Source organism: Methylobacterium sp. DB0501 (assembly GCF_011043735.1).
In the GTDB taxonomy this organism is placed as follows: Bacteria; Pseudomonadota; Alphaproteobacteria; order Rhizobiales; family Beijerinckiaceae; genus Methylobacterium; species Methylobacterium alsaeris.
In genome coordinates this window covers 183,256-208,339 of record NZ_JAAKGV010000005.1, presented here as the reverse complement: position 1 = coordinate 208,339, position 25,084 = coordinate 183,256, and the positions used below count along the sequence as shown (strand labels likewise).

22 protein-coding genes and 2 pseudogenes are annotated in these 25,084 nt (G+C 65.2%); 16 read left to right on the top strand and 8 right to left on the bottom strand.

Features of this window, described 5'->3' with window-relative positions:
• Positions 1–36 precede the first annotated feature (36 nt).
• Genes G4G93_RS09770 through G4G93_RS09755 form a run of 4 tightly spaced genes read left to right on the top strand, consistent with a single transcriptional unit; the run spans position 37 to position 3,474 of the window.
• A complete protein-coding gene (locus G4G93_RS09770; RefSeq protein WP_165083552.1) occupies positions 37–936 on the top strand; it encodes a branched-chain amino acid ABC transporter permease in 900 nt (299 codons plus the stop codon).
• Positions 933–1,961, top strand: a complete 1,029-nt coding sequence (locus tag G4G93_RS09765) for a branched-chain amino acid ABC transporter permease (RefSeq protein ID WP_165083550.1) — start codon at positions 933–935, stop codon at positions 1,959–1,961. The genes G4G93_RS09770 and G4G93_RS09765 overlap by 4 nt, the downstream gene beginning before the upstream one ends.
• Positions 1,955–2,722, top strand: coding sequence for an ABC transporter ATP-binding protein (locus G4G93_RS09760; RefSeq protein WP_165083548.1), 768 nt, complete (start codon positions 1,955–1,957; stop codon positions 2,720–2,722). The genes G4G93_RS09765 and G4G93_RS09760 overlap by 7 nt, the downstream gene beginning before the upstream one ends.
• On the top strand, positions 2,719–3,474 hold the full coding sequence (locus G4G93_RS09755; RefSeq protein WP_246736643.1) for an ABC transporter ATP-binding protein: 756 nt from the start codon (positions 2,719–2,721) through the stop codon (positions 3,472–3,474). Before G4G93_RS09760 ends, G4G93_RS09755 begins: the two co-directional genes overlap by 4 nt.
• A gap of 296 nt (positions 3,475–3,770) precedes the next feature.
• On the opposite strand, the gene G4G93_RS09750 is transcribed toward G4G93_RS09755, so the two are convergent.
• The gene (locus G4G93_RS09750) at positions 3,771–5,174 is read right to left on the bottom strand and encodes an amidase (protein ID WP_165083546.1); all 1,404 of its coding nucleotides are present in this window, start codon (positions 5,172–5,174) and stop codon (positions 3,771–3,773) included.
• Positions 5,175–5,282: 108 nt separating this feature from the next.
• On the opposite strand from G4G93_RS09750, the gene G4G93_RS09745 reads away from it, so the two are divergent.
• Positions 5,283–5,846 (top strand): TetR/AcrR family transcriptional regulator, encoded by a 564-nt coding sequence (locus tag G4G93_RS09745; protein WP_165083544.1) that lies wholly within the window; start codon positions 5,283–5,285, stop codon positions 5,844–5,846.
• A gap of 69 nt (positions 5,847–5,915) precedes the next feature.
• On the opposite strand, the gene G4G93_RS09740 is transcribed toward G4G93_RS09745, so the two are convergent.
• From G4G93_RS09740 to G4G93_RS09720, 5 genes are all read right to left on the bottom strand, one after another.
• Positions 5,916–6,599, bottom strand: coding sequence for a type 1 glutamine amidotransferase domain-containing protein (locus tag G4G93_RS09740; RefSeq protein ID WP_165083542.1), 684 nt, complete (start codon positions 6,597–6,599; stop codon positions 5,916–5,918).
• An 88-nt stretch (positions 6,600–6,687) separates the two neighbouring features.
• Entirely contained in the window at positions 6,688–6,936 is a 249-nt protein-coding gene (locus tag G4G93_RS09735) for a hypothetical protein (protein WP_165083539.1), read from the bottom strand.
• 84 nt (positions 6,937–7,020) lie between these two features.
• Positions 7,021–7,623: a TetR/AcrR family transcriptional regulator gene (locus tag G4G93_RS09730; protein WP_165083537.1), complete on the bottom strand. Its 603-nt coding sequence runs from the start codon at positions 7,621–7,623 to the stop codon at positions 7,021–7,023.
• A 151-nt stretch (positions 7,624–7,774) separates the two neighbouring features.
• Positions 7,775–8,191, bottom strand: coding sequence for a DUF1236 domain-containing protein (locus G4G93_RS09725; RefSeq protein ID WP_165083535.1), 417 nt, complete (start codon positions 8,189–8,191; stop codon positions 7,775–7,777).
• Between the two features lie 71 nt (positions 8,192–8,262).
• On the bottom strand, positions 8,263–8,508 hold the full coding sequence (locus G4G93_RS09720) for a hypothetical protein (RefSeq protein WP_165083533.1): 246 nt from the start codon (positions 8,506–8,508) through the stop codon (positions 8,263–8,265).
• Between the two features lie 319 nt (positions 8,509–8,827).
• Between G4G93_RS09720 and G4G93_RS09715 the strand changes: the two genes are divergently transcribed.
• From G4G93_RS09715 to G4G93_RS09700, 4 genes and pseudogenes are all read left to right on the top strand, one after another.
• The gene (locus tag G4G93_RS09715; RefSeq protein ID WP_165083531.1) at positions 8,828–9,841 is read left to right on the top strand and encodes a substrate-binding domain-containing protein; all 1,014 of its coding nucleotides are present in this window, start codon (positions 8,828–8,830) and stop codon (positions 9,839–9,841) included.
• 157 nt (positions 9,842–9,998) lie between these two features.
• A pseudogene (locus tag G4G93_RS09710) lies at positions 9,999–10,270 on the top strand (integrase core domain-containing protein); the annotation flags it as partial.
• Positions 10,271–10,959: 689 nt separating this feature from the next.
• Positions 10,960–12,354, top strand: coding sequence for a rhamnan synthesis F family protein (locus G4G93_RS09705; RefSeq protein ID WP_165083529.1), 1,395 nt, complete (start codon positions 10,960–10,962; stop codon positions 12,352–12,354).
• A gap of 363 nt (positions 12,355–12,717) precedes the next feature.
• A pseudogene (locus G4G93_RS09700) lies at positions 12,718–13,671 on the top strand (IS256 family transposase).
• A 329-nt stretch (positions 13,672–14,000) separates the two neighbouring features.
• Here G4G93_RS09700 and G4G93_RS09695 read toward each other — a convergent pair.
• Both G4G93_RS09695 and G4G93_RS09685 read right to left on the bottom strand, forming a co-directional pair.
• The gene (locus tag G4G93_RS09695) at positions 14,001–15,578 is read right to left on the bottom strand and encodes a glycosyltransferase (RefSeq protein ID WP_165083527.1); all 1,578 of its coding nucleotides are present in this window, start codon (positions 15,576–15,578) and stop codon (positions 14,001–14,003) included.
• Between the two features lie 905 nt (positions 15,579–16,483).
• Positions 16,484–17,389, bottom strand: coding sequence for a LysR family transcriptional regulator (locus G4G93_RS09685; RefSeq protein WP_165083523.1), 906 nt, complete (start codon positions 17,387–17,389; stop codon positions 16,484–16,486).
• Positions 17,390–17,510: 121 nt separating this feature from the next.
• On the opposite strand from G4G93_RS09685, the gene pxpA reads away from it, so the two are divergent.
• The 7 genes from pxpA to G4G93_RS09650 all read left to right on the top strand — a co-directional run bounded on the left by pxpA (position 17,511) and on the right by G4G93_RS09650 (position 25,082).
• Positions 17,511–18,245: a 5-oxoprolinase subunit PxpA gene (gene pxpA / locus G4G93_RS09680; RefSeq protein WP_165083521.1), complete on the top strand. Its 735-nt coding sequence runs from the start codon at positions 17,511–17,513 to the stop codon at positions 18,243–18,245.
• 21 nt (positions 18,246–18,266) lie between these two features.
• Positions 18,267–18,509 (top strand): acetyl-CoA carboxylase, encoded by a 243-nt coding sequence (locus G4G93_RS09675; RefSeq protein ID WP_165083519.1) that lies wholly within the window; start codon positions 18,267–18,269, stop codon positions 18,507–18,509.
• A gap of 5 nt (positions 18,510–18,514) precedes the next feature.
• Complete coding sequence (locus tag G4G93_RS09670) at positions 18,515–19,876, top strand: acetyl-CoA carboxylase biotin carboxylase subunit (protein ID WP_165083748.1); 1,362 nt, start codon at positions 18,515–18,517, stop codon at positions 19,874–19,876.
• A gap of 18 nt (positions 19,877–19,894) precedes the next feature.
• Positions 19,895–20,758 carry a 5-oxoprolinase subunit B family protein gene (locus G4G93_RS09665; RefSeq protein ID WP_165083517.1) on the top strand — a complete coding sequence of 288 codons (864 nt, stop codon included), beginning with the start codon at positions 19,895–19,897 and terminating at the stop codon, positions 20,756–20,758.
• A 10-nt stretch (positions 20,759–20,768) separates the two neighbouring features.
• Positions 20,769–21,731, top strand: a complete 963-nt coding sequence (locus G4G93_RS09660; RefSeq protein WP_165083515.1) for a biotin-dependent carboxyltransferase family protein — start codon at positions 20,769–20,771, stop codon at positions 21,729–21,731.
• Positions 21,732–21,947: 216 nt separating this feature from the next.
• On the top strand, positions 21,948–22,898 hold the full coding sequence (locus G4G93_RS09655) for a helix-turn-helix domain-containing protein (RefSeq protein WP_165083513.1): 951 nt from the start codon (positions 21,948–21,950) through the stop codon (positions 22,896–22,898).
• A 159-nt stretch (positions 22,899–23,057) separates the two neighbouring features.
• The gene (locus tag G4G93_RS09650; protein WP_165083511.1) at positions 23,058–25,082 is read left to right on the top strand and encodes a hydantoinase/oxoprolinase family protein; all 2,025 of its coding nucleotides are present in this window, start codon (positions 23,058–23,060) and stop codon (positions 25,080–25,082) included.
• Positions 25,083–25,084: the final 2 nt, after the last annotated feature.

Genomic DNA, 25,084 nt, shown 5'->3' with positions numbered 1-25,084 from the left:
ACGGGTTCCCGCTTCCGCCGCCGGGAGGGCGCCGTCGTGACCGACCTCAGCCTCGGCGGCTTCCCCCTCGACCTCCTCGCGCTGCAGCTCGTGACCGGCATCGCGCTCGGGGCGATCTACGTCCTCGTCGGCATCGGCCTGTCGCTGATCTTCGGGCTGATGAACGTCGTCAACTTCGCCCACGGCGCCTTCTTCATGGTCGGCGCCTATGTCGGGGTGTTCCTCTACGGCTATACCGGCAGCTTCTGGCTGAGCCTGGTCGCCGCCCCGCTGGCGATGGGGCTCCTCGGCCTCGCCGTCGAGCGGGTGCTCGTCCGCCCGCTCTACGGGCGGGGCATCGACGATCCCCTGCTCCTCACCTTCGGCCTGTCCTACTGCATGGTCGAGAGCGTGCGCATCGCCTTCGGGCTCACCGGGCTGCCTTTCGGGGCGCCGCCCGACTTGCGCGGCGCGGTCGATCTCGGCATCGGCTACTTCCCGCTCTACCGGCTGTTCCTGATCGCCTTCTCGCTGACGGTCGTCGGCGCGCTGTGGCTGTTCATCGAGCGCACCTCGTTCGGCCTCGTCATCCGGGCCGGCGCCCGCGATCCGCAGATCGTGCAGGTGCTCGGCATCGAGATCTCGAAGGTCTGGCTCGCAGTGTTCGGCCTCGGCTGCGCGCTCGCGGGCCTCGCCGGCATCCTCGCCGCGCCGCTCCAGGGCGTGACGCCGGAGATGGGCATCCCGGTCCTCGCCGAGGCCTTCGTGGTGACGGTGGTCGGCGGCATGGGGTCGCTGGCCGGCGCCGTGCTCGCCGGGCTCCTCGTCGGAATCGTCGTGGCGATGACCTCGCTGGTGGCGCCCGACATGACCAAGATGGCGATCTTCGCCCTGATGGCCCTGGTGCTGCTCGTGCGGCCCCGCGGACTCCTCGGCCGGGCGGGAGCGCTCGGATGAGCGCGCCCGTCCCCGGACACGCCCTGGCGCAGGGCACGCCGCTCGCCGCACCCCGGCCGGGCTCGGGCCGCACCGGGCGCTGGCTGGCGCTCGCCTCGCGCCACCGCGTCGCCCTGACCCTCGCCTTCCTGGTCGTCTTCCCGTGGGTCGCGCCCTACCAGGCGCTCGCCGTGAACATCCTGGTGCTCGGGCTCTACGCCCTGGGGTTCAACCTGCTGTTCGGCTATACCGGGCTCCTGTCCTTCGGCCACGCGGCGTTCCTCGGCGGCGGGGCCTACGGGTGCGGCATCGCCATCGTCCATTACGGGCTGCACCCGGTGCTGGCGCTCGTCGCCGGCACGCTGCTCGCCACGTTCATCGCCGCCGCGATGGGCGTCCTGGCGATCCGCACCCGCGGCATCTACTTCGCCATGACGACGCTGGCCCTGTCGATGTGCGTCTACTACGCCTTCTACCGGGCGGAGGCCTTCACCGGCGGCGAGAACGGCCTGCGCGGCATCAACGTGCCGGTCCTGACCCTGCCGGGATTCCTCCTCGATCTCCTCGACCCGGTGGTGAAGTACTACGCGGTCCTCGCGGTGGTCGGGGGGGCCGTCTGGCTGTTCTCGCGCCTCCTGTCCTCTCCCTTCGGCGCCGCCCTCAAGGCGATCCGCGAGAACGAGGGCCGGGCCCAGGCCTGCGGCTACGACGTGCGCCGCATGAAGCTCGTCGCTTTCGTGATCTCCGGCGCGCTCTGCGGGCTCGCCGGCGCACTTCAGGCGATCCACCTCTCGATCGTGCCGATCGAGACGATGCACTACGCGACCTCGGGCCAGGCGGTGATGATGGCGCTGCTCGGCGGCATGGGCACGTTCTTCGGGCCGTTCATCGGGGCCGCCACCTTCTCGCTGCTCCAGGACGGGCTCTCCACCCTGACCAGCCACTGGCAGCTCTTCGTCGGCGCGATCTTCATCGCCTTCGTGCTGTTCCTGCCGCTCGGCATCTGGGGCGAGGTGCTGGCGCGCCTGAGGAGGGCCGGATGGTGAGCGCGGCAGCCCCCACCGCCCCGCCGATCCTCGCCACGGAAGGGCTGGGCAAGCGGTTCGGGCATTTCCGGGCCCTGTCGGGCGTCAGCGTCGCGTTCCCGGAAGGCGGCATCACGGCGATCATCGGGCCGAACGGCGCGGGCAAGTCGACCTTCTTCAACCTGATCTCGGGCGCCTTCCGGCCGAGCGAGGGCCGGGTGCTGTTTCGCGGGCGCGACATCACCGGGGCGGCCCCGCACCATTTCGCCCGGATGGGCATCGCCAAGTCGTTCCAGATCACCAACGTCTTCCCGCACCTCACCGTGCGCGAGAACGTGCGGGTGGCCGCCCAGGCGCGCCGGGTCCGCTTCGGGTTCTTCCGCGACCGCTCGGCCTATCCTGAGCTTGCCGAGCGGGCCGAGATTTTGCTCGGCGAGGTCGGGCTCGGGGCCCGGATGGACCGGCTCGCCCGCGAGCTGGCCCATGGCGAGCAGCGGGCGCTCGAGATCGCGGTGGCGCTCGCCGCCGAGCCGGCGCTCCTCCTCCTCGACGAGCCGACCGCCGGCATGAGCCCCGAGGAGACCCGCGAGATGATGGACCTCGTGCAGCGCCTCGCCGAGACCCGCACGCTCATCCTCGTCGAGCACAAGATGAAGCTCGTCATGGGCCTGTGCCGCCGCCTCGTCGTCCTCCACCAGGGCCAGCTCCTCGCCGAGGGCGGCCCCGACGACATCCGCGCCCATCCCGAGGTGCGCCGCGTCTACCTGGGCAAGACCGCATGACGACCGCCGCTCCCGCGCCGCTGCTGGCGGTCGAGAACCTGAGGGCGTGGTACGGCCACTCGCACATCCTGCAGGGCGTCTCGCTCCAGGTCCGGGCCGGCGAGATCGTGACGCTGGTCGGCCGCAACGGCGCCGGCAAGACGACGACGCTGAAATCGATCATGGGCCTGGTGCCGAAGCGCGAGGGCCGCGTGACCTTCGCCGGACAGGACATCCTCGACCGGCCGGCCCACGAGCGCTTCCATCGCGGCCTCGCCTACGTGCCGGAGGAGCGGCGCATCGTGCCCGGGCTGACGGTGGAGGAGAACCTGCGCCTCGGCATCCTGGCAGCCAGGGGTGGGCCGGGCAGGGGCGGGCGGGCCTCGCGCCGCGACGAGGCGCGGCGCATCGAGGTCATCGCCGAGACCTTTCCGCGCCTCAAGCAGCGGCTGAAGCAGGAGGCGATCACGATGTCGGGCGGCGAGCAGCAGATGCTCGCCATCGCCCGCGCGCTGATGGCCGAGCCGGTGATGGTGCTCCTCGACGAACCCTCCGAGGGCATCATGCCGATCCTGGTCGAGGAGATGTTCGAGCAGTTCGTGGCGATGAAGCGGGCGGGCACCACCATCCTGCTCGTCGAGCAGAACGTCGAGCTCGCCCTCGACGTCTCGGACCGGGTCTACATCGTCGATGGCGGCGCGGTCGTCTACCACGCCCCCGCGGCCGAGCTGCGGGACGATCCGGAGATCCAGGCGCGCTATTGCGCGGTCTGATACGACTTCCGGAAGATGACCTCTGGAAATCGTATCAGACCGCGCGGTGGAGCCGGAGGCTCCCCACGCTTGAGCGAAGCCGACTCCCGCGTTGCGAACGCGATTGCGCAGCGATCGCCGAGCAATCGATCGGAAGTCGTATGAGCGGGCTCGCCCCCGGATCCACGCGGCGCGAACACCGCCCCGCGGCGACCGTTCGCGGGCATCCGAACAGGCGGCCTCCGGCACGGCGGGGTGCGGCCCGGCCGGGGCACGATGTGTTCGAGCGACGGGATCGCCGTGGCCCCATCCACCGGCTACAGGCTTGGGCGCAGGCCGCGGACCGGGCTCACGCCCTCCAGCACCGAGGCGGCGTGCAGGATCGTGGTCTCCGCCTGCCAGCTTCCCACCAGCTGCACGTTGATCGGCAGACCTTCGCGGCTCGTGCCGAACCGCATCGACACCCCAGGCAGGCCGGTCACGTTCAGCGGCACCGTCGCACCCTGGAGGTAGGTCAGGTCGACGGTCTCCCCGTTGACGACGAGTTCCCGGATGCCGTGCTTGTGCGCCGGGACCGGCAGCACGGGGGTCAGGAGGACGTCGTAGTGCCGGAAGTAGGCGGCATAGCCGTCCCGGAGCCGCTCCGCCGCCTGCTCGGCCGCGACGTAATCCTCGATCGACGTCTCCGGCAGGGACAGCATCGTCCGGGCCATCGTGTAGATCTCGTCGGCGCGGCGGCCGGCGGTCGCCTCCCGGAACGCCGGCTTCATCTCCATGACGTGGAGCTTGTTGAACACGTCGAGGGCGAAGTCGCGCGCGAGCGCCGGGATGCGCACTTCCTCCACGTGGTGGCCCTCGCCCGCGAGGGCGTCGGCCGCCGCCCTCACGGTCGCCGCCACCTCGGTGTCGATGGGCCCGAAGCCCGGCCCGACCATCCATCCGACGCGGAGCTGGCGGTCCGGCGCGGCGCCGGCGTCGAACGGGACGGCGCTCGTCGCGAAGGCGTCCTCGCCGTCGGGACCGGCGAGCTGCGAGAAGGCGAGCGAGAGGTCGCGGATCGAGCGCGCCATCGGACCGACATGCCAGAAGCGGCGCGGCGCGCGCGGCCAGATGCCGGTCATCGGCACGCGCCCGTGGGTGGCCTTCAGCGAGACGATGCCGGTCTGGGCCGCCGGGCCGCGCACCGAGATGGCGAGGTCCGTGCCCAGGCCCAGCGGCGACATGCCCGCCGCGATGGCCGCCGATTCGCCGCCGCTCGAACCGCCGGGCGTCCGGTCGAGGTCCCACGGGTTGTTCGAGCGGCCGGAGAGCAGGTTGTCGCTCTCGATCCAGTAGGAGAATTCCGGGAGGTTCGTCTTGGCGAGCAGGATGCCGCCGGCCCGCTTCAGGCGGGCGACGCTGGTGGCGTCGGCTTCGGGCTTGCGGCCCTCGAAGATGGGCGACCCGCGCTGTGTGAGAACCCCGGCGGTGTCGATCGAGTCCTTCACCGTGAAGGGCACGCCGTGCAGGGGCCCGAGTTCACCGCCCGCCATGACCGCCGCCTCGGCGTCCCTCGCAGCGGCGAGCGCGCCTTCCACGACCGTGACGATGGCGTTGACCTTCGGATCCACGGCGTCGATGCGGTCGAGATGGGCCCGCACGACCTCGACGGGCGAGAGCTGCTTGGTGCGGATCAGCTCGGCGAGGCCGGTGGCGTCCGAGAAGATGATGTCCTGGGTCATGATCGTTTCCCTACCTGTCGTTAGGTAGGTGAAATTTAGGCGTGGATTTTTGCGGCGTCAATCCCTAACTAACGATCGTTAGTTTTTTTTGCAGGCTTGGAGGCAGGGGTGAGTTCGAGCGCGAAGGAGACGATCCTGGCCGCCGCCAGGAAGACCGCGCAGGCGCACGGCTACGGCGGCCTGAGCTACCGCGACCTCGCCGCCGAGGTGGGAATCAAGGCGGCGAGCATCTACCACCACTTCGCCAGCAAGGCCGATCTCGGCGCGGCGGTGGCGCGACGCTACTGGGAGGATACCGCGGCCGAGCTCGATGCGATGCTGGCCGAGACCTCGGACCCGCTCCGCTGCCTGAGGCTCTACCCCGGCACCTTCCGCCGGTCGCTCGAGGACGGGAACAGGCTCTGCCTGTGCAGCTTCATGTCGGCCGAGTACGCCGACCTGCCGGAGATCGTGCAGCGCGAGGCGCGGGCCTTCGCCGACGTCAACGTCGCCTGGCTCGCCAAGGTGCTCGTCATGGCGGGGGTGGTGGAGCCCACGGACGGCGAAGCGCGGGCCCGGGCCGTCTTCGCGGCGGTGTCCGGCGCCCAGCTCTACGCGAGGAGCCGCTCGGACGTCTCGCAGTTCGACAGCTTGATCGAGAGCTACCGCGCCGCGGGTCTGCTGCCGGGATGAACCGGGAGGCGCGCCCGGCCGGCAGCCGAACGCGCCTCGCATTCTCTCCGATGTGCCGTGCCGCGGGCGTCAGGCGCTCGCGAGAAGGCCGAGAAGCCGCTCGGCCGCGGGTCCGGACGAGGCCGGGTTCTGGCCGGTGATCAGCAGGCCGTCGGCGACCACGTACGGCGCCCAATCGCCGCCCCTGGCGAACCTGCCGCCGTTCCGCTTGAGCTCATCCTCGACGAGGAACGGGACGATTTCGGTGAGGCCCACGGCCTCCTCCTCCGTGTTGGTGAAGCCGGTGACGTCCTTTCCCTCGACGAGGGGCTTACCGTCGGGCGTCTTTGCGTGACGCAGCACGCCGGGGGCGTGGCAGACCAGGGTCACGGGCTTGCCGGCCCGAAGCGTCGTCTCGATCAGCCGGATCGAGGCGGGGTCCTCGGCAAGGTCCCACAGGGGGCCGTGACCGCCGGGATAGAACACGGCGTCGAAGCCGTCATGGGTGATCCCATCGAGCCGGACCGTGTTCGCCAGGGCCGCATCGGCCTCGGCGTCGGCCTCGAAGCGCCGGGTCAGGTCGGTCTGGGATCCCGGCTCGCCGCTCTTGGGATCGAGGGGCGGCCGGCCGCCCGCGGGGGACGCCAGGACGATCTCGGCACCCGCGTCCTTGAACGCGTAGTAGGGCGCGGCGAGTTCCTCCAGCCAGAATCCGGTCTTCCGGCCGGTGTCGCCGAGCCGGTCGTGGGAGGTCAGCACCATCAGGATCTTCATCGTCGTTCTCCGTGCTCAGAGGGCGAGGTGAGAGGGAAAGGTGAGAGGGCGAGGCGCGAGGAGATGCGCGCCGCGCTTCGCGGGCCGGTCAGTGCCGGCGGGCTGCCGGTTCGGCATCGGCGCGCTCGGCCGCCGTGTCGCGGGCCGGCATCGATCCGGTTCGCCGGGGCGATGCCTCGGCCCGCCGACTGTCCGCGGAACCGGCCATGCGGACGGCGCCGATGATCTCCAGGGTGATGCGCTCCTCCGCCGAAGCGGCGGAGCCGCCGAACAGGGTGGCTCCAAGCTCGGCGAGCAGGAGATAGGGCATGATGCCGTGCGCGGGTTGGATGGTCATGGTCCTGCTCCTTGCCGATGCGTTTTTCAGTAGACCGGTCGTCTTGAAAGGCGGCGCACCATGGTGGGCCTGCCACCCTCGCGGTCAGGCCGGTTGTGGGTTGAGGACGTGCCGTGTCGTGGCCATCGCGGCCTCGAACGGCACGTCGGACCGGTCGATCTTCGCCATGAGGCTCGCGCCGAGCCACACGTGATAGAGCATCTCGGCGGTCGCACGCGGCTCGCGCTCGACCTTCAGCGACCCCTCGGCCAGGCTCGCCTCGATGGCCTCCGTCACCCGGTCGATGATCCCGGCCGTGCCGCGCTTGAGCGCGCGGCGCATGGGCTCGGACAGGTCGGAGACTTCCGCCGCGAGCTTCACCGCGAGGCACTTGCGCCGCTCCTCGATGCTGCCCTGCGTCGTCTGCCACTTGCGCCAGTAGTTCATCAGGCGCTCGGCATGGCTGAGGCCAGGCGCCGCCAGGGTGGCATCGATGTCGGCTAGGTACCCCTCGAAGTAGTCGGCCAGCAGGGCCTCGCCGAAGGCCTCCTTCGAGCCGAAATAGTGGTAGAAGGATCCCTTCGGGACACCGGCTGCGGCCAGGATCTCGTTGAGGCCGACGCCCGAGAATCCCTTTGCGCCCACGATCGCGTGGGCGGTGTCGAGGATGCCCTGCCGGGTGTCGGTGGTGCCGTTCGCCTGTGCCATGACGCCGATATAGACCTGATTAGACCGGTCGTCTAGGGTTCGTCGAAAATTTCGCGGACCTGGGTGCCGGCGGGCAGGGAAAGCCCGCCTCGGCGGTGCCGCCGGGCGGGCTTCGTCGGCTCGGCCGCCGGTCGGGCCGGGGGGCGTCGCGTCAGTCGATGACCTCGACGATGCGGCGACCGCGGTCGACCAGCACCGGCTGCTCGTTCACGATCGTGTAGCGGTATCCGGGCCGCACCCGATACTCGGTGGGCACGTCGTAATAGGTGACCCCGTCGTCCGGCAGGACGGTGCCGACTTGCACCGGGCCGCCCCAGCGGTAGGAGTTCACCCCGCGCTCGCGGACATAGGAGCGAAAGCGCGGGCGGTCGTCGATGCCGAGGATGCCTCCGACCGTGCCGGTGGCCGCGCCGACCGCGCCGCCGACGACGGCGCCGACCGGCCCGGCCGCGTCCGCCCCGGCCTCCGCGCCCTCGGCGGCGTCGCGCAGGGTGCCCTGGGCCTGGGCGGCCATCGGCAGGGCGACCATGCCGGCGGTCGCCAGTACGAGCAGAAGCTTGCTGGTCATGATCTCGTCTCCCGGGGGTTGGGGCTAGGATTCAGTCGGCACGGGTTCAGGTCGAAGGCGTCGCGGACGCCTCAGTTGCAGCCTTCCTTGTGAACCGTCTTGGAGTTGCCGAAGCCGTCCTCCTTGTGGACGGTCTTCGAGCCGCAATCGACGCTCCCGGTGGTGATCTCGCGGCGCTCGACGACACCCTCGCGCCGCTCGACGGAGACGCCCGGGGCGCTGTCGCGGCGGATGACGGTGGTCTCCTCGGCCTTGGCCGGAGCGGCTATTCCGGCCAGGGCGGTGGCGGCGAAGCAGAGGGCAACGATCGTGCGCATGGGGGTCTCCATGTCTGCCCGCAGGCAATGACGGCCAGCAACGGCGAACCCGGGAAAGCGGTTCCGCCCGGATTTCCGGCCGCCAGCCGGACGGCCGTGTCATCCCCGAGCCCGTCGCGGCGCCCTGCGGCCTGTCCGGCGTGAGGCCCGGCGAACCGCGTAACGCGGCTTCCCGCCCGCTCGAGCATCGCGGACGAGGCTCGAGCGGGCCATTCCCGATTTCATGCTAAGCCGTACGCGCCGGTGCGCCGTGCGGGACGGGGGACGAGCCCGGTCGGCCAGGGGACGGTTGCGGCGAGGGCGTGACGGTGGGCTCAGGATGACGGCACCCCCCAATGAGCTTCCCGAGGTCGAACTCGGGCTCGGCGGCTCGCTGCGGATCGGGCGGGCGCGCATCGCCGTCGCCGACGCCCTCGCGCTGCTGGGGGCCATCGCCCAGACCCGCTCGGTGCAGGGGGCGGCCACCGAGATCGGCCTGTCCTACCGCGCCGCCTGGGAGCGCGTCCGGGCGCTCGAAGCCGATGTCGGCCACCAGCTCGTGCGCAAGACCCGCGGCCACGGCACGACGCTCACCGAGACCGGGGCCGCCCTGCACGACGCCCTGGCGGGCGCGGCCGAGAGCCTGGCCCTGCCGCTCGCCCGCGAGGCCCGGGCGATGCAGGCCCGCCTCGCCGTCCTGCTCGCCGCCCCCCGTCGCCTCACCCTGGCGGCAAGCCACGACCCCCTGCTGATGGACGTGCTCGGCGCCTGGGACGGGGCCGACCTCGCGGTGATGGGCAGCCGCGACGCGGTGGTCCGGCTCCTGGACGGCCGCGCCGATGCCGCCGGCTTTCATTGCGGGGCGATCGGGCCGGCAGCGGCCGGGCCGCCCTTCTCCGACCTCGTCGCCGACCCGGCCTTCCGGGTTCTGCCGCTGTTCGAGCGCGAGCAGGGGCTGCTCGTCGCCTCCGGCAACCCGCTCCGGCTCTCGACCCCCGAGGACCTGCGCGTCACGAAGGCCCGCTTCGTCAACCGGCAGAAGGGGTCGGGCACCCGGGCCTGGTTCGACCGGCTTCTGGCCGAGACCGGGACGTCGCCCGACGAGATCGTCGGCTACGGCCTGGAAGAATTCACCCACCAGGCGGTGGCGGCGGTGATCGCTTCCGGCGCCGCCGATGCGGGCCTGGGCGCGCGTGCGGCGGCGGAGCGGTTCGGCCTCGGCTTCATCTCGGTCGGCTGGGAAGTCTACTGCCTCGCCGCCAGCGCATCGCTGCCGGAGGAGGGGCTCGACCGGGTGCAGGCGATGGTGGCGGAGCGGATCGGGGAGGTTCCGGGATATCGGCTGCCGGGGTGAGCGAGCGGAGGCGACTCGGCCGGGCACCGAACGACACGAGCCGTTTTCCTTCGCATAAGCGGTTTTCGTAAAGAACGTGTCAGTGCATCGATCGCGGCCAAGCACCGTACATCACCCATGCCCGTCGACTGACACAAGCAATACTTGGCTCTACGCTCACACTGAGCGCCTGGCTGGAGCGGGCAACGAGCCGTCGGTCGGCAGCTACGATAGCGCCCTGGCGGAGACGATTAACCGCCTGTTCAAGGCGGAGGTCATCCACCGACGAGGGCCGCAGCGTTCCGTCGAGGCGGTCGACTATACGCCATCCTGGAGTGGATCGACTGGTACAATCACCGCCGCCTATCCTCCCCGATCGGCCACGTCCCTCCCGCCGAAGCCGAAGCGCGCTATCATGCCGACCTTGGCGACCAGGCCCCGGTCGCATGACCCAAGCCAACCAGCCTCCGACAAACCCGAAGTGGTTCACAGGTCCGCGGCGTGATCAAGGAACACTGTCGCCTTGATCACTGCCGCTTCCGCTCACTGACCGCGCCCGTTGCCCGCCCCCACAAGCCTCTACACGGGTGACGACCGATTCAGAACTCGGCGCCCTCGTCATATCATCCCTTCACCCGATTGCCGTGGTACACATGCCCCGCACCGTTGCGCTTCATTGGCACTCTGGGGTAGTTAATGAAGAGTCCATGCAATTCGCTTTCGGATGAGCGGTCCAGGCCGATGCACACAATCCTGTCAAACGCCAGCTTCACGAAGCAAAAAATTATGAAGACATGTTTGAAATTTTGAGGCGTCGTCCACAAGCATCACACCAGAAAAACCCTTAATATGCATCTATATGGGCACATAGAGAGTTCAAAATTATTAAACCAAAGACTTGAGATGACAACGTTATGCAATTTTCAATATTTGGATTGTTTATTAATAGTATGTGGTATTTTTTATTGGCCTTCAATGCGATGCGTGTGACGCACCTTGCATTTATTTCAATGACAATTTTAGATGACTCGGACTAGTGAGCAACAATTAGTTTAAGATAAAGGATTATATTATGTAAATTGTCTCAAGATTTTTTCAGCATAACCCACATGTTATCCTCTCTCACCGCGGAGATAATGATGAAAATTGCTGTGGTTGTTCATTGTTACTATCTTGATTTATCAATTGAAATCATCAACTTGTTATCAAATCTACAAAAAGATTTCGATATATTTATTACAATAGGAGATGTCTCTATTGCAGAAGATTTGAAGAAAAAATTAGATGAAATATCTATGCCCAATACATGCAATATAATAATTGGTCAGAATAAAGGTAGAAATTTCGGTCAATTTTTGGTAGAATTAAGAGAAGAATTGCGTAAATATGATTTGCTGTGTCACGTCCACACGAAGAAGTCTCTGGATAGGGGAGATTTTTTGCGAGGATGGGGTGAATACCTAATAAAAAATACTATTGGCAATTCAGATATATGGGAAAAAACTATTCGCCTGTTTGACGAAAACAAAAAATGCGGACTTGCATACCCTAAAAAATATACGCCGCTGCCATTTTGGAGCGAGCATTGGCTCGGAAATCACGGCATCGCCCAAAGTTGGGCAGGCCAATATAATATAAAGATCGCAAATGGCCCCATCCGTTATCCGGTCGGAGGAATGTTCTGGGTCAGGCCTATTGCCATCGATCAATTGCTTAAACATCCATGGGGCTACGATATGTTTCCCCAAGAGGAAATGCAACTAGATGGCACTATGCAACATGCCATCGAACGTCTTGTAAGTGTTGTCACTTTAGAGAATGGTTACAGCCAATACGAATACGCAACAGATCTTGATTTGTATAGACCAATCGAAAATAAAAATTATATGTCCGATCCAAATATCTCGGTTGAAAATATTGCTAAAAATATTTCGAATTCGAAGTTTATATCGTTTGACATATTTTCTCTTTGTGCATCAGGAAGGCAAAACATAGAATATCTCGCACTGCAAAACGTGTTAAGAGATCTAACAAAAAATGGCGACAACATATCAAAAAACGATTATGTTTCTCTTAGGAGATTGCTGGAGCTGCAATCACGATTCGATCGCAGACATGCAGGCAATGCCGATTTACAGGAAATCGTGGACATAATATCGGTGCAGCTAAATTTAAAGGAAAAAAATATACTGAATAGAGAGTCTAAGTATATTATCGATATTTTCAATGAAGATCCTAGATTTAAAGAAATATACAAGATTGCATCAAATCATAGGAAAATCATACTAGTGGCCGAATGTGCATACGATAAAATTTTGATGGAAAATATCATCAAAAAAATTAATCTTCCTGAGCCGGATTACTATTTTACAACGAGCGAGACGGCAGGTCTTTGTGCTGATGGCTCGATTTGGACGAGCATAAAAGAAAAAGTAAATGCCTCGGACTGGGATATATTGCATTTTGGTAAAGAAATCTACGTCGATTACTTTATACCAATAAAAAATAAAGTCAAAGCAATTCATATTTACTAGGAATATAAATTATATATAACGATGCGATCATCTATGCAGTAAATGCAAATAACAGTGAATCAAGCAGTGACGCACAATGTATGTTTTCCGCGATTTAAGAAATATGAGCCTTAGTAACAAAAAATTGCATTTAATTTCGTTAGGGAGTTTCTTTGGCCGCCCCTGCACCATAGGCGTCCCAACACCAATTTGGCACTTTAAGACCGTGTTCCTTGGAGTGGTGTCGCTGAGCGAAAGCGGGAGGGCCTGCCTGCTCGGCCTCCACAGCGCTGTAGCAGACGGGTTCTCCCGCGGGCGTGGCCATCGGCGGTGACGGGTTAGGATCGGGTTGTGAGCACCAACCCCGAACTCGGGAGACTCCCGATGATCGATGCCATGACGAGCCTGCGAGCGCTGGCTGAGAAAAGCGCGGACGCGGACGTGCTGCGCGAGATGAGCGTCTGATGGAACTGGAAGTGGCCGGCCTGACCGGCGCGGCCGACGGCGAGATGGATCCGGAGCGGCTGGCCCAGCGCAACGGGTACCGTGACCGGGACTGGCAGACGCGGGCCGGGACGGTCGAGCCGCATATCCCGAAGCTGAGAATGGGCAGCTACTTCCCGAGCTTCCTCGAGCCGCGCCGGATGACCGAGAAGGCGCTGACCGCGGTGATCGTGGCGGTCGGCGTCAACACGGATGGGCGGCGCGAAGTGCTGGGCCTCGACATCGGCTCGTCCGAAGCCGAAACCTTCTGGACGGAGTTCCTGCGCAAGCTGGCCCGGCGCGGCCTGCGTGGGGTCAAGCTGGTGATCTCGGACGCGCACGAGGGCATCAAGGCGTCCGTCGCCAAGGTGATGACCGCGTCCTGGCAGCGGTGCCGGGTCCACTTCATGCGCAACGTCCTGGCCCATGCCGGCCACTCGGCCCTGCGCGACGTCTCCGCCTTCATCGCTACCGCCTTCGCGCAGGAGAACGCTGAGGCCGCTCGCCAGCAGTTGGCGGCAGGTGGCCGATCAACTCTGGCCCAAGGTGCCGAAGCTGGCTGCCCTGATGGACGCGGCCGAGGCCGACGTCCTGGCCTACATGAGCCTCCCAACCGCCCATCGTGCCAAGCTGCACTCGACCAACCCGTTGGAGCGCCTCAACGGCGAGATCAAGCGCCGCACCGAGGTCGTCGGCATCTTCCCCAACGAGCCCTAGATCCGCAGGCTGGTTGACGCGATCCTGCTGGAGCATAACGATGAATGGGCCGTGCAACGTTGTCGCACCATGACCCTGGAAAGCATCGCCCCGATCGGCGATGATCCTCTCGTCAGCCTGCCAAACCTCGCAGTCTGACCAGTCCGGCCCAGCCGGTCATAGTGGTGGACCAGCCTCAGATACACCACGCTCTGGGACACGATCGTGCTCTGCCTGCGAATGTGGGACGCCCCCGCACCGCCCCGGCGGAGACGATCAACGGCTTGTTCAAAGCAAAAGCGATCCATTGGCGCAGCCGGTGGCTCTCGGTCTCTCCCTTACCCACAGCACCCAAATTAACATTCGGATTTAATACATCGACAGATTACATTTGATCGATCCTGCTCATGTCAAGATCTAATTGATTCAAAAATAAGTATATGAATGTACCACAAATAACAAAGATAATAACATTCTGTAATATCACATTATTTATCTTTCGTATAATTCTTTTGATCATAAATAGTATCTAGTCGATGCTTAACTATATTGGCCACAGTTTTAATGCCAAATTTATCAAATACTAAGCGATGGGCAGCGTCTATTTTGTCTGCATGGATTTTTGGATTGCTGTATGTCTTATTCATCAGAAATGCTGCGTGATGTAAATCAGGCTCTGCCCATTCACCAATGGCAGAAGGGTATTCATGTGGCTCTACAGATTTTAGCCAGTATCGGGTTAAGACAGCTGTGTCGGGCACTGCGTAATCCTTTGATCCAGAGTAGTCTGTGCAAATTACAAGAGTGCGCAAAAGCATTGCTTCCGCCAGCAATCGACCGAAACCTTCAGCGCGATGCAAGGATACAAAAACATCCGATTCTCTGATTAAATAGGCCATTTCAAAAGATGTTAAATCACGATCTATTATAATAATTCGATCGTCGTTTCCGATTGCATGATTTAAATCCTCCAGGGCTCGTAGATTGCTGGTCGCGTTGATTGTTTTTAGAACTAGTTGGACATCACGATTATTTTGCGGAAATGCGCATCGAAATGCCCATACAAGCCCAAGCGGATTTTTTCGCTCAATACGTGAGTTAAAGTCGAAAGCAAATAAAAAATTGAACTTATCAGATAATAAATTTTTTATAAAGTCTGAACATTGAGGATCTGCAGATCTGACGTAAAGTGGAACCAAATAGGCTTTTTCTTTGCAAATCGCTGCGTACATATCATACTGATATTGAGTTGAGCACCACACCTCATCGCAATGCTTGAGGATAAAATGGCTTCCTAATGGCAGTTCTGATAATTCCCATGGAGAGTAAGCAATTACGTAGCGTCCGGCGGAAATATTTGGGTAGGTAAACGCCCATAATCGAGCAATCTCGGCGAGAGGCATGCAAAATATTATGATTGGAGCCGTCGGGCGGTTAACTCGAAAAGCCTCATATATATCCGCCTCGTCGGAAACGGGAAAAAGATTGCTAGAAAAATCAATTAACTCAACTCTGTAATTCAACGCTAATAATACATCTGCAAGTCGTCTAGCATCCTCACCGAGACCTAATACAGATCTGTGAAATCCGGCGATGCAAACGCTACAAAAATTGCCGTCGGAAATTTGATTTTTGAATTTTTCGGTGCTCAGATTTTGGATATACCGAGCAAAGGCTTGCGATTGACTGGTATCATGTTTATTCAGCCAACGGGAGGATTGGATCGACCGAAGATTCATCAAATGAGAAATAGATATGTTCGATCTTGCTTGCCGATCGGCCCCATTGTAAGTTTTATAAATATTGTCTGCTACGAGATCAAGAAAATTTATTTCTTCTGAAGAGTTTTTTCTTGAAATGTGAGCAAAAAACTTGTCAGGTATAACCGGTGGGCGCGGCATATTAGCCTGCCGTGCAATGATAAATTCCATAATAAACTGAAAATATGAATTTGCGCTAGAAAAACCGTATTGATCGTGCAAATCTTTTCTTAAATAATACTTAGACGAAAGCGAGGCATCATTTTCGACGATATCCCTGATGAGATAAAAAAACATTGGTGTCATCGATTTTATCATAAATTGTCCTTGATAGGAATATTTACATTAGACGCGGAATCAGCTAGGTGGATTTCCTAGCACATAACATATCGCCGCTAAAGAATGTATTCATTGCAGCCGTTTGGTTTTCCAGGCTACTATCACAGCATGACCACTGGCCGTTTGAGAAAAATCTCCAGGCTCCATGTCTGGTTGCGAGACCTCTTTGGCGTCGGCAACGACCTCGAGCGTCGGATACGGAGTGGCGGGATCGGTCTTCCTGGCTGCTGCGCGAGCCAGGCCCGGTTTATCCTCCGGATGTTGGAGCAGGACCAACACGGGCGAGAGACCTTCCAGGACACGGTATCCGCGAGCATTGCAGATCACGCGGAAGCCCGCCAGCAGGAACTCCAAATCCTGGTGGCAGTGATCGCAATACCGAGCACCTCGCGCTGCACCCAACCCTTGGAGCGCTCGACCATGCCGTTGGTTTTCGGGGTGCAGGGTCTGGTCTTGCGGTGCTCGATCTCGTAGCGCCGGCAAGCCACTTCGAAAGCATCAGCCGTGAAGCAGGAGCCGCGGTGGGTCAGCAGGTGAGTCAGCCGGATCTCTGATGGAGGGCGGATCGGCGAACCGCACCTTGTCGGCAGCGCGGGTGAGGACGTCCGCGTGGGGCCCGAGCGAAAGCGGAATCTGCATCGCGAAGCAATCGATCGGATTTCGTAATATGGACACTCCACGAGGCCGACGCATCGACGTCGATCTTGGGCAAGCCCGAGAGCGACGGGGCCGTCGACCCATCACGAATTTTCGACGCCAAGCTCCAGAAATCCGGGACCTTGTGCCCGGCGAAACCTCGAGAACGCAACCAGAAGTCGTTTCCAACGACCTTTGGTCGAAGATGCTCCGCTCGACGGACGGTGCCGGGCGGCTCAGCCCTGGCCCGCGCAGGCGAGGTTCACGAACTCGCGAAACGTCCGGGCGGCGGGGGAGAGGTCCGTGTCGGCCCGCCAGGCGAGGCCGACATCCATGGTCGGGATGTCGTCCTCGACCTGGCGCCGCTCCAGGCGCTGGCCCTCCAGGGACCAGGGCCGATAGACGAGGTCGGAGAGGATCGTGACCCCCATCCCGGCCGCCACCATGCTGCGCACCGATTCGACGGACGACGTCTTGAAGATCACCTCGGGGCGGAACGGGGTCAGGGCCCAGTAACGGCCCGAGGTGTGGCCGGCCTCGTCGACCGTGAGCATGATGTAGGGGTGGCGGGCGACGTCGCTCAGGCCCACCCGACCCTGGCGCAGGAGCGGGTGCTCGGCGGGCAGCCAGAGCCGGCGCCGCGAGCGGATCAGGGTCTCGGAGGCGAGGGCGTCGCGCGCTTGGAGGTTCGAGACAAGCATGACCGCGATGTCGAGCGCGCCGTCGATGAGCGCCCGCTCGATGACGTCGCGCGGCGCCTCGAACAGGGTCAGCGTCACGCCCGGGAAGCTCGAGGCGAAGCGGGCGTGGTGGCGCGGCAGGAAGTAGCCCGCCACCGTGTAGGTCACCCCGACCCGGACCGTGCCGGTGACGGCGGCGCCCGCCGCCCGCGGCTCGCGCACCGCCTCGGCCACCGCCGCCATGATGTTGCGCCCGTGGAGCAGGAAGCGGTTGCCCTCTCGCGTCAGGGCGACGCCGGCCGCATGCCGCTCGAACAAGCGCACGCCAAGGGTTCCCTCGAGCTGCTGCACGGCCGCCGTCACGGCGGATTGCGACACGTTCAGCTCCACCGCCGCCTGCGAGATGCGGCCGGATTCCGCGGCTGCGATGAAGTAGCGGATCTGCTTGAGAGAGATCGACATGCCCGGCCCCCGACCGGGAGGAGGTATCGGATTTTTCGAAACCCGGCACGCAGATTCCCGATTTTACAATGGAGCGGGCGCTTGCAACTCTCCGGGCCGCGATCCAGCCGGAGGCAACCCGATGGTCTCGATCAACTGCGACATGGGCGAGGGCTTCGGCATCTGGCGCCTCGGCGACGACGCCGCGCTGATGCCCCACATCCACATCGCCAACGTCGCCTGCGGCTTCCACGGCTCCGACTTCAATCACATGCGGGCGACGGTACGGCTGGCCAAGGCCCACGGGGTCGCGGTCGGCGCCCACCCGTCCCTGCCCGATCTCCAGGGCTTCGGCCGGCGCGAGATGAAGATCGGCCGCGAGGAACTGACGAACTGCCTGATCTACCAGATCGGTGCGCTGAAAGGCTTCCTCGATGCGGAGGGGCTGGTCCTCAACCACATCAAGCCGCACGGCTCGCTCTACGGCATGGCGGCGCGCCAGCCCGACATCGCCGAGGCTATCTGCGACGCCGCCGACATCTTCCGGGTGCCGATCCTCGGCATGCGCGGCACGCTGCACGAGAGCGTCTATCCGGCGCGCGGCCACGCGATGGTGGCGGAGTTCTACGCCGATCTCGACTACGCCGACGACGGCAGCCTGATCATCACCCGCGAACACCCGCCGGTCGAGGCGGAGGCCGGCACCGCCCGCTGCCTGCGCGCCCTTCGCGAGGGCGTGGTGGCGACGGTGGGCGGGCGGGACGTCCCGGTCGGCTGCGAGAGCATCTGCATCCATTCCGACACGCCGGGGGCGGCCGACCTCGCCCGCACCCTGCGCCAGGCCCTCCGCCGGGAAGGGCTGGAGCACGCGGCCTGACCAACCCCCACAGGACCATCCATGGCGCTCAAGACCATCCAGGCCCCGATCCCGGGTACCTTCTACCGCGCGGCCAATCCGGGCGACCCGCCGTTCAAGGCGGAGGGCGACGCGGTCGCGGTCGGCGACACGATCGGGCTGATCGAGGTGATGAAGACCTTCACGCCGGTCACCGCCGAGGAGGCCGGGACCTTGAAGGCCTTCCACATCGAGAACGAGGACGCAGTGATGGCCGGCCAGCCGCTCTACGACCTCGAGGCGTGAGCGCCATGGCGATCCGCCGGATCTTCGTTGCCAACCGGGGCGAGATCGCCCTGCGCATCGTCCGCGCCGCCCGCGAGCTCGGCATCGCCACCGTCCAGGCGGTGAGCGCCGCCGACCGGGAGATGCTCCCCGCCCGCCTCGCCGACGCCGTCGCGGAGATCGGCCCGGCGCATGCGGGCAAGTCCTACCTGAACAAGGAGGCGGTGCTGCGCGCCGCGATCGAGAGCGGCTGCGACGCGGTCCATCCGGGCTACGGCTTCCTGTCGGAGAATGCCGACTTCGCCCAGATGGTCGAGGAGGCGGGCCTCGTCTTCGTCGGCCCGGCGCCCGAGACGATCCGCCGGATGGGCGACAAGGCGACCGCCCGATCGATCGCCGCCGCCGCCGGCGTGCCGACCGTGCCGGGCAGCGAGGGCCGGGTCGAGGGGCTGGAGGCGGCCCGCGCCGCCGCGGACGCGATCGGCTTTCCCGTAATGATCAAGGCGGCGGCCGGCGGCGGCGGGCGCGGCATCCGGGTGGCGCGGGATCCGGACGACCTCGCGGCCCTGATCCCGCAGGCGACCGCCGAGGCCAAGGCCGCCTTCGGCGACGGCGGCCTCTACCTCGAGCGCTTCGTCGCCAAGGCCCGCCACGTCGAGGTGCAGGTGCTGGGCGACGGGCGGGATGCGATTCATCTCCATGAGCGCGAATGCTCGCTCCAGCGCCGGCGCCAGAAGGTGTGGGAGGAGGCGCCCGCCGCCTGCCTGTCGCCGGAGGCGCGCGAGGCGCTCTGCACCTCCGCGGTCTGGCTGGCGAAGGCCGTCGGCTATCGGGGCGCCGGCACCCTCGAATACCTGTACGATGCCGCGACCGGCGCGTTCTTCTTCATCGAGATGAACACGCGCATACAAGTCGAGCACCCTGTCACCGAGATGATCACCGGCATCGATCTCGTGCGCGAGATGATCCGGATCGCCGGGGGCGAGTCCCTGCGCCTGTCGCAAGCCGACGTGCGGCCGCGGGGCCATGCGATCGAGGTGAGGATCAACGCCGAGGATTCGGCCCGCGGCTTCCAGCCGGCGCCCGGCACGATCACGGGCTTGAGCCTTCCCGGCGGGCCCGGCGTGCGCGTCGACACGATGCTCTATCCCGGCTACGCGGTCCCGCCCTTCTACGATTCGCTGCTGGCCAAGCTCGTCGTCCACGACGAGACCCGGGAGGCGGCGCTCGCCCGCCTCGGCCGGGCGCTCGGCGAACTCGCCGTGGAAGGCCTGCCGACCACCGCCGCCCTGCACCGGGCGCTCGTCGCCGATCCGGCCGTACGGGTGGGCGACGTTCACACGAGATGGCTCGAAGCCTGGCTCGAATCCAATCCGCTCACTCCCTGAGAAGGAAGCCTCGCGACCATGCGCTACACGTTCGGTGGCGACGAGCACGTCTTCGTCGAGGTCGACGAGGCGATGTCCCTCGAAGCCTTCTCCCGCAGCCTCTCGATCACCAATGCGGTGCGCGAAAGCCGCATCCGCGGCGTCACCGAGATCTGCCCGGCCAACGCCTCGTTCCAGATCAAGTTCGATCCGGACGTCATCGCCCCCGACGACCTGCTCCGCGAGCTGAAGAGCCTCGAGGGCGCCGGCTCCGGCGGGGCCGAACTGAAGACCCGGATCCTCGAGATGCCGGTCTTCTACGACGATCCCTGGACCCGCGAGACCCTGATGCGCTTCCGCGAGCGCCACCAGGATCCGGGCGCCACCGATCTCGAATACACCGCGCGGATCAACGGCTATCCGGACGTGCCGTCCCTGGTCGCGGCGCATGCGGGCTCGCCGTGGTTCGTCTCGATGGTCGGCTTCGTCGCGGGCCTGCCGTTCCTGTACCAGATGGTCGAGCGCGACAAGCAGATCCAGGCGCCGAAGTACCTGCGTCCACGCACCGACACCCCGAAGCTCACCGTCGGCCATGGCGGCTGCTTCGGGGCGATCTATTCGGTCCGGGGCGCCGGCGGCTACCAGATGTTCGGCATCACCCCGATGCCGATCTACGATCCGACGCAGAAGATCAGCTACCTGCGCGACTTCATGATCCTGTTCCGGCCGGGCGATATCGTGAAGTTCCGGCCCGTCGGGCGGGACGAGTACGACGCCGCGGTGGAGGAGGTCGAGGCCGGGCGGTTCAGCCCGCTGATCCGGGAGGTCGATTTCTCGCTCGCCGCCTTCCAGGCCGATCCCACCGGCACCAACGCCGCGCTCCTGGGGGTGCTCCATGGCTGAGGCCGCATCCATGATCGAGATCGTCAAGCCCGGCCTGTCGACCACGGTGCAGGACCTCGGCCGGCCCGGCTACTACCATCTCGGCATCCCGCTCTCCGGGGCGATGGACCGGGAATCCCTGATCGCCGCCAACCTCCTCGTCGGCAACGACGAGGACGCGGCCGGGCTCGAGGCGGTCTTCCTCGGACCGGAGATCCGCTTCACCGCCGACGCCATCGTGGCGGTCACGGGTGCCGAGATGCCGCCGAAGCTCGACGGGGTCGAGCAGCCGGGCTGGACCGCCCTGCCGGTCCGGGCCGGGCAGGTCCTGTCCTTCGGTTTCCTCAAGGCCGGGGCCCGCGCCTACATCGCCGTCTCGGGCGGCATCGACGTGCCGGCGGTTCTCGGCTCCCGGGCGACCTACGCCCTGGGCGCGCTCGGCGGCCACGAGGGACGGGCGCTGAAGGCCGGCGACCGCCTCGGAATCGGGGCCGGACGCCCGGCAGGGGAGGGGCGCAGCCTTCCGGCGGCCTTGCGCCGCACGGCCGAGCCGGTGCTGCGGATGCTGCCCGGTCTCTACGACCACCGGATCACCAGGGACGCGACCGAGCGTTTCCTGGCGGATACCTGGAAGGTGGCGCCCGAAGCCGACCGGATCGGCTACCGCTTCCGCGGCGGGCACGCCCTCGACTTCGTGCCTCGCGAGCCGCCCTTCGGCGCCGGCTCCGACCCGTCGAACATCGTCGACAGCTGCTATCCCTACGGCTCGATCCAGGTGCCGGGCGGCACCGAGCCGATCGTCCTGCACCGCGACGCGGTGTCGGGCGGCGGCTACTTCATGATCGGCACGGTGATTGCAGCGGACATGGACCTGATCGGGCAGCTCCAGCCGCACCAGCCGGTGCGCTTCGCCCGCACCGACATGGCGGGGGCGCTCGCGGCGCGGACCGAGAATGCCGGGCGGCTCGCCCGGATCCGGGACGCTCTCGCGTGAGCGGGCGGTCGAGACGCGTCAAGCAACCCGGAGACCCGGTCTCCGGGGCTTTGCCGTTGTGCACGTTCGCGTGAAGATCACCGCGCTGAGGAGCAAGTCTTCGCGCACTCAGGTGCAAGAGCGGGGCGCCGGAACGCCGTCTACTGTGCTGGCTTGAGCCGGCAAGCCGGCCCGGGGCGACGCGCCGGACCGTGTCAGTAGCAGGAGGATCGGGTGATGCGAACCGCGTTCTCGACCGCGCACGCCGAGCCGGCGGAGCGCAAGCGCGCCTGGAGCGAGGCGGTCAGCCGGGCCTACTTCCCGCTCGAACTCGGTTTTCGCCCCGGCCCGGCCTTCTCCGGCGCCCTCGAGGTCTGGAGCCTCGGCGACCTCGCGATCTCCCGCAACGTCTCGGACGGCCTCGTCTATCGCCGCCACGCCCGCCACCTGCTCCAGGCCCACGACGAGAGCTTCCTCATCACCGTGCCGGAGCGGGCGGAGGTCAGCTTTCGCCAGGACGGCAAGGACGTGCGCTGCCGGCCGGGCGCCTTCCTGATCGAGCGCAGCCACCTCCCCTACGAGTTCGCCCATGTCGAGCCGAATTCCCTCTGGGTGCTCAAGGTACCGAGTCCCGTCCTGCGCGGCCGGATCGGGGCGCCCGAGCGCCTCGCCACCTTGAGCTTCGATGCCACGCAAGGCGTCGGCGCCCTGTTCGTCGACATGCTGCGCCTGACCGCGCCCCGGGTCGAGGAGCTGGACGAGGCGGCCCGGGCCGTGGCCGGGCGCCACCTGGTCGATCTCCTGGCGCTCGCGGTCGAAGCCGATCCGCGGACGCTCGGCAGCCAGGCCTCCTCGGTCCAGGGCGCGCACCTGCACCGGGTCGAGCGCTACATCCGCGCCAACCTCGCCCGCGCCGATCTGGGGCCGCAGGGCATCGCCGAGGCCTGCGGCCTGTCGGTGCGCTACCTGCATCAGCTGTTCGAGACGCAGGGGATCAGCGTCTGCGGCTTCATCCGCCGCCAGCGGCTGGCGATGTGCGACGAGTCCCTGCGCGACCCGGCCTGCCGGAGTTCCCTCTCCGAGATCGCCTATCGCTGGGGCTTCGGCGACCAGCCCCAGTTCAGCCGCCAGTACCGGGCGGAGTTCGGCTGCACCCCGCGGGAGGCACGGGCGGCGGCGCGGGGGTGAGGGAGAGGCCGTCCTCGTCGCACCGCCCGCGTCTCTCATCCTCCGGGTCGTCCCGGGCTCTCGCCAGCGGCGAGCCCCGGAATGACGAGAAGTACAAGTCATGGACGGCGATTCACGATCGTCTGTCGAAAGATATTTCCGCAACCAGGAGGCTCCATCGTGCAGAACCTGCGCGTGGCCGTCGATGTCGGCGGCACCTTCACCGACATCTGCATCATGGACGAGGCGACCGGGCTGATCCGGATCGAGAAGACTGCCTCGTCGCGCGACCCGATCGACGGCATCCTGGCCGGCGTCGGCAAGGCCGGCATCGACCTGACGCGGGTGGCCTTGTTCTCCCACGGGACCACCGTGGCGACGAACGCCCTCATCACCCGGCGCCTGCCGCGCACCGCCATGGTCTGCACCGCGGGGTTTCGCGACGTGATCGAGATCCGGCGCGCCAACAAGGAAGACCTTTGGGATACCTACAAGGACGTGGTGCGCCCCTACGTGCCGCGGCGCGACCGCCTCACCGTGCCGGAGCGGATCGACGCGCAAGGGACGATCGTCACGCCCCTCGACGACGAGGAGGCGCGCCGGGTCGCCCGCATCTTGCGCCGCCGCGAGGTCGCGGCGGTCGCGGTCTGCTTCATGAACGCCTACGTCAACGGCACCAACGAGCGCCGGATGAAGGCGATCCTGGAGGAGGAGCTGCCCGGCATCCCGGTCTCGATCTCGTCCGGCGTGCTGCCGGAGATCTTCGAGCACGAACGCTTCTCGACCACCGTGGTCAACGCGGCGCTCAGCCCCGTCGTCGTCGATTACACCACCCGCCTCGGCGAGCGCCTGCGCGAGGGCGGCTACGCCCGCGACCTGCTCCTGCTGCACACCGGCGGCGGGGTGATGACGCCGGGCAGCGTCAAGGACTTCGCGGCGCGGCTCGCAGGCTCCGGCATCGCGGCGGGCGCCATCGCCAGCCGCCACATCGCCGGCCTGTGCGGCTACGCCAACTCGATCGGCCTCGACATGGGCGGCACCTCGACCGACGTGTCACTGGCCTATGAGGGCCAGTCGCGGGTGACCAAGGACTGGCACATCGAGTTCGGCTATCCGATCCGCTTCGCGTCGATCGAGGTGCTGACCATCGGGGCCGGTGGCGGCTCGCTGGCCTGGACCGACGAGGCGGGGTCCCTGCGCAACGGGCCGCAATCGGCGGGCGCCTTTCCGGGACCGGCCTGCTACGGCAACGGCAACCGCCAGCCGACCAACAGCGACGCCAACGTGGTCCTGGGCCGCCTCGGCACGAGTCTCGCCGGCGGCAAGATCACCCTGGATCAGGGTCTGGCGGCGGAGGCCGTGCGCGAGGGCGTGGCCGAGCCGTTCGGCCTCTCCCTGCCGGAGGCCGCCGACGCGATCCTGCGGGTCGCCAACGCCAACATGTCGGACGCCGTGCGGCTGATCTCGATCAGCCGCGGCTACGACCCGCGCGACTTCGCCCTCGTGGCCTTCGGGGGCGCCGGCGCCCTGCACGGGGTCGACATCGCCCGCGAGCTTGCGATTCCGGTGGTGATCGTGCCGCCCAATCCCGGCGTCACCTCGGCGCTCGGCTGCCTCCTCGTCGACATCCAGCACGATTTTTCCGAGAGCTACCTCGTCGGCGCCGCCGAGGCCGATCCGGCGGCGATCGAGGCCGAGTTCGACCGGCTCGAGGCGGAGGCGCTCGCCCGCCTCGCCCATGAGGGCGTCGCGGAAGCCGACATCGCGCTCCAGCGCAGCATCGACATGATGTACCAGGGCCAGTGGCGCTCGCTCGCCGTGCCGGCGCCGCGGCCGATCGGGGCGATTGCCGATCTCACCGAGGCGTTCCACCGCCACCATGAGCGGGAATACAATTTCCGCCGCGACGACGCGCCGGTCGGCTTCTTCCGCCTCAACCTCAAGGCGGTCGGCCTGGTGCCGAAGGCGGCGCTGGCCACCCACGCGCCCACCGGCGTCACGCCGGACCCGGTGAGCCGGCGCCCGGTCTGGTTCGACGGCACCGACCACGACACTCCCGTCTACGACCGCACGACCCTGCCGGCGGGCTTCCGCCTGACCGGCCCGGCGGTGGTCGAGCAGGTCGATTCCACCGTCCTGGTCCCGCCCGGCACCAATGCGGAGGTCGACCGCTACCTGAACATCCTGATCCGGGTGAAGGAGTGAGC

Bases quoted from the DNA above. Each gene is read 5' to 3' on its own strand.
- G4G93_RS09765 (WP_165083550.1), top strand. From the start codon at position 933: ATGAGCGCGCCCGTCCCCGGACACGCCCTGGCGCAGGGCACGCCGCTC.
- G4G93_RS09760 (WP_165083548.1), top strand. From the start codon at position 1,955: ATGGTGAGCGCGGCAGCCCCCACCGCCCCGCCGATCCTCGCCACGGAA.
- G4G93_RS09755 (WP_246736643.1), top strand. From the start codon at position 2,719: ATGACGACCGCCGCTCCCGCGCCGCTGCTGGCGGTCGAGAACCTGAGG.
- G4G93_RS09750 (WP_165083546.1), bottom strand. From the start codon at position 5,174: ATGACCCAGGACATCATCTTCTCGGACGCCACCGGCCTCGCCGAGCTG.
- G4G93_RS09740 (WP_165083542.1), bottom strand. From the start codon at position 6,599: ATGAAGATCCTGATGGTGCTGACCTCCCACGACCGGCTCGGCGACACC.
- G4G93_RS09735 (WP_165083539.1), bottom strand. From the start codon at position 6,936: ATGACCATCCAACCCGCGCACGGCATCATGCCCTATCTCCTGCTCGCC.
- G4G93_RS09730 (WP_165083537.1), bottom strand. From the start codon at position 7,623: ATGGCACAGGCGAACGGCACCACCGACACCCGGCAGGGCATCCTCGAC.
- G4G93_RS09725 (WP_165083535.1), bottom strand. From the start codon at position 8,191: ATGACCAGCAAGCTTCTGCTCGTACTGGCGACCGCCGGCATGGTCGCC.
- G4G93_RS09720 (WP_165083533.1), bottom strand. From the start codon at position 8,508: ATGCGCACGATCGTTGCCCTCTGCTTCGCCGCCACCGCCCTGGCCGGA.
- G4G93_RS09715 (WP_165083531.1), top strand. From the start codon at position 8,828: ATGACGGCACCCCCCAATGAGCTTCCCGAGGTCGAACTCGGGCTCGGC.
- G4G93_RS09705 (WP_165083529.1), top strand. From the start codon at position 10,960: ATGAAAATTGCTGTGGTTGTTCATTGTTACTATCTTGATTTATCAATT.
- G4G93_RS09695 (WP_165083527.1), bottom strand. From the start codon at position 15,578: ATGACACCAATGTTTTTTTATCTCATCAGGGATATCGTCGAAAATGAT.
- G4G93_RS09685 (WP_165083523.1), bottom strand. From the start codon at position 17,389: ATGTCGATCTCTCTCAAGCAGATCCGCTACTTCATCGCAGCCGCGGAA.
- pxpA (WP_165083521.1), top strand. From the start codon at position 17,511: ATGGTCTCGATCAACTGCGACATGGGCGAGGGCTTCGGCATCTGGCGC.
- G4G93_RS09675 (WP_165083519.1), top strand. From the start codon at position 18,267: ATGGCGCTCAAGACCATCCAGGCCCCGATCCCGGGTACCTTCTACCGC.
- G4G93_RS09670 (WP_165083748.1), top strand. From the start codon at position 18,515: ATGGCGATCCGCCGGATCTTCGTTGCCAACCGGGGCGAGATCGCCCTG.
- G4G93_RS09665 (WP_165083517.1), top strand. From the start codon at position 19,895: ATGCGCTACACGTTCGGTGGCGACGAGCACGTCTTCGTCGAGGTCGAC.
- G4G93_RS09660 (WP_165083515.1), top strand. From the start codon at position 20,769: ATGATCGAGATCGTCAAGCCCGGCCTGTCGACCACGGTGCAGGACCTC.
- G4G93_RS09655 (WP_165083513.1), top strand. From the start codon at position 21,948: ATGCGAACCGCGTTCTCGACCGCGCACGCCGAGCCGGCGGAGCGCAAG.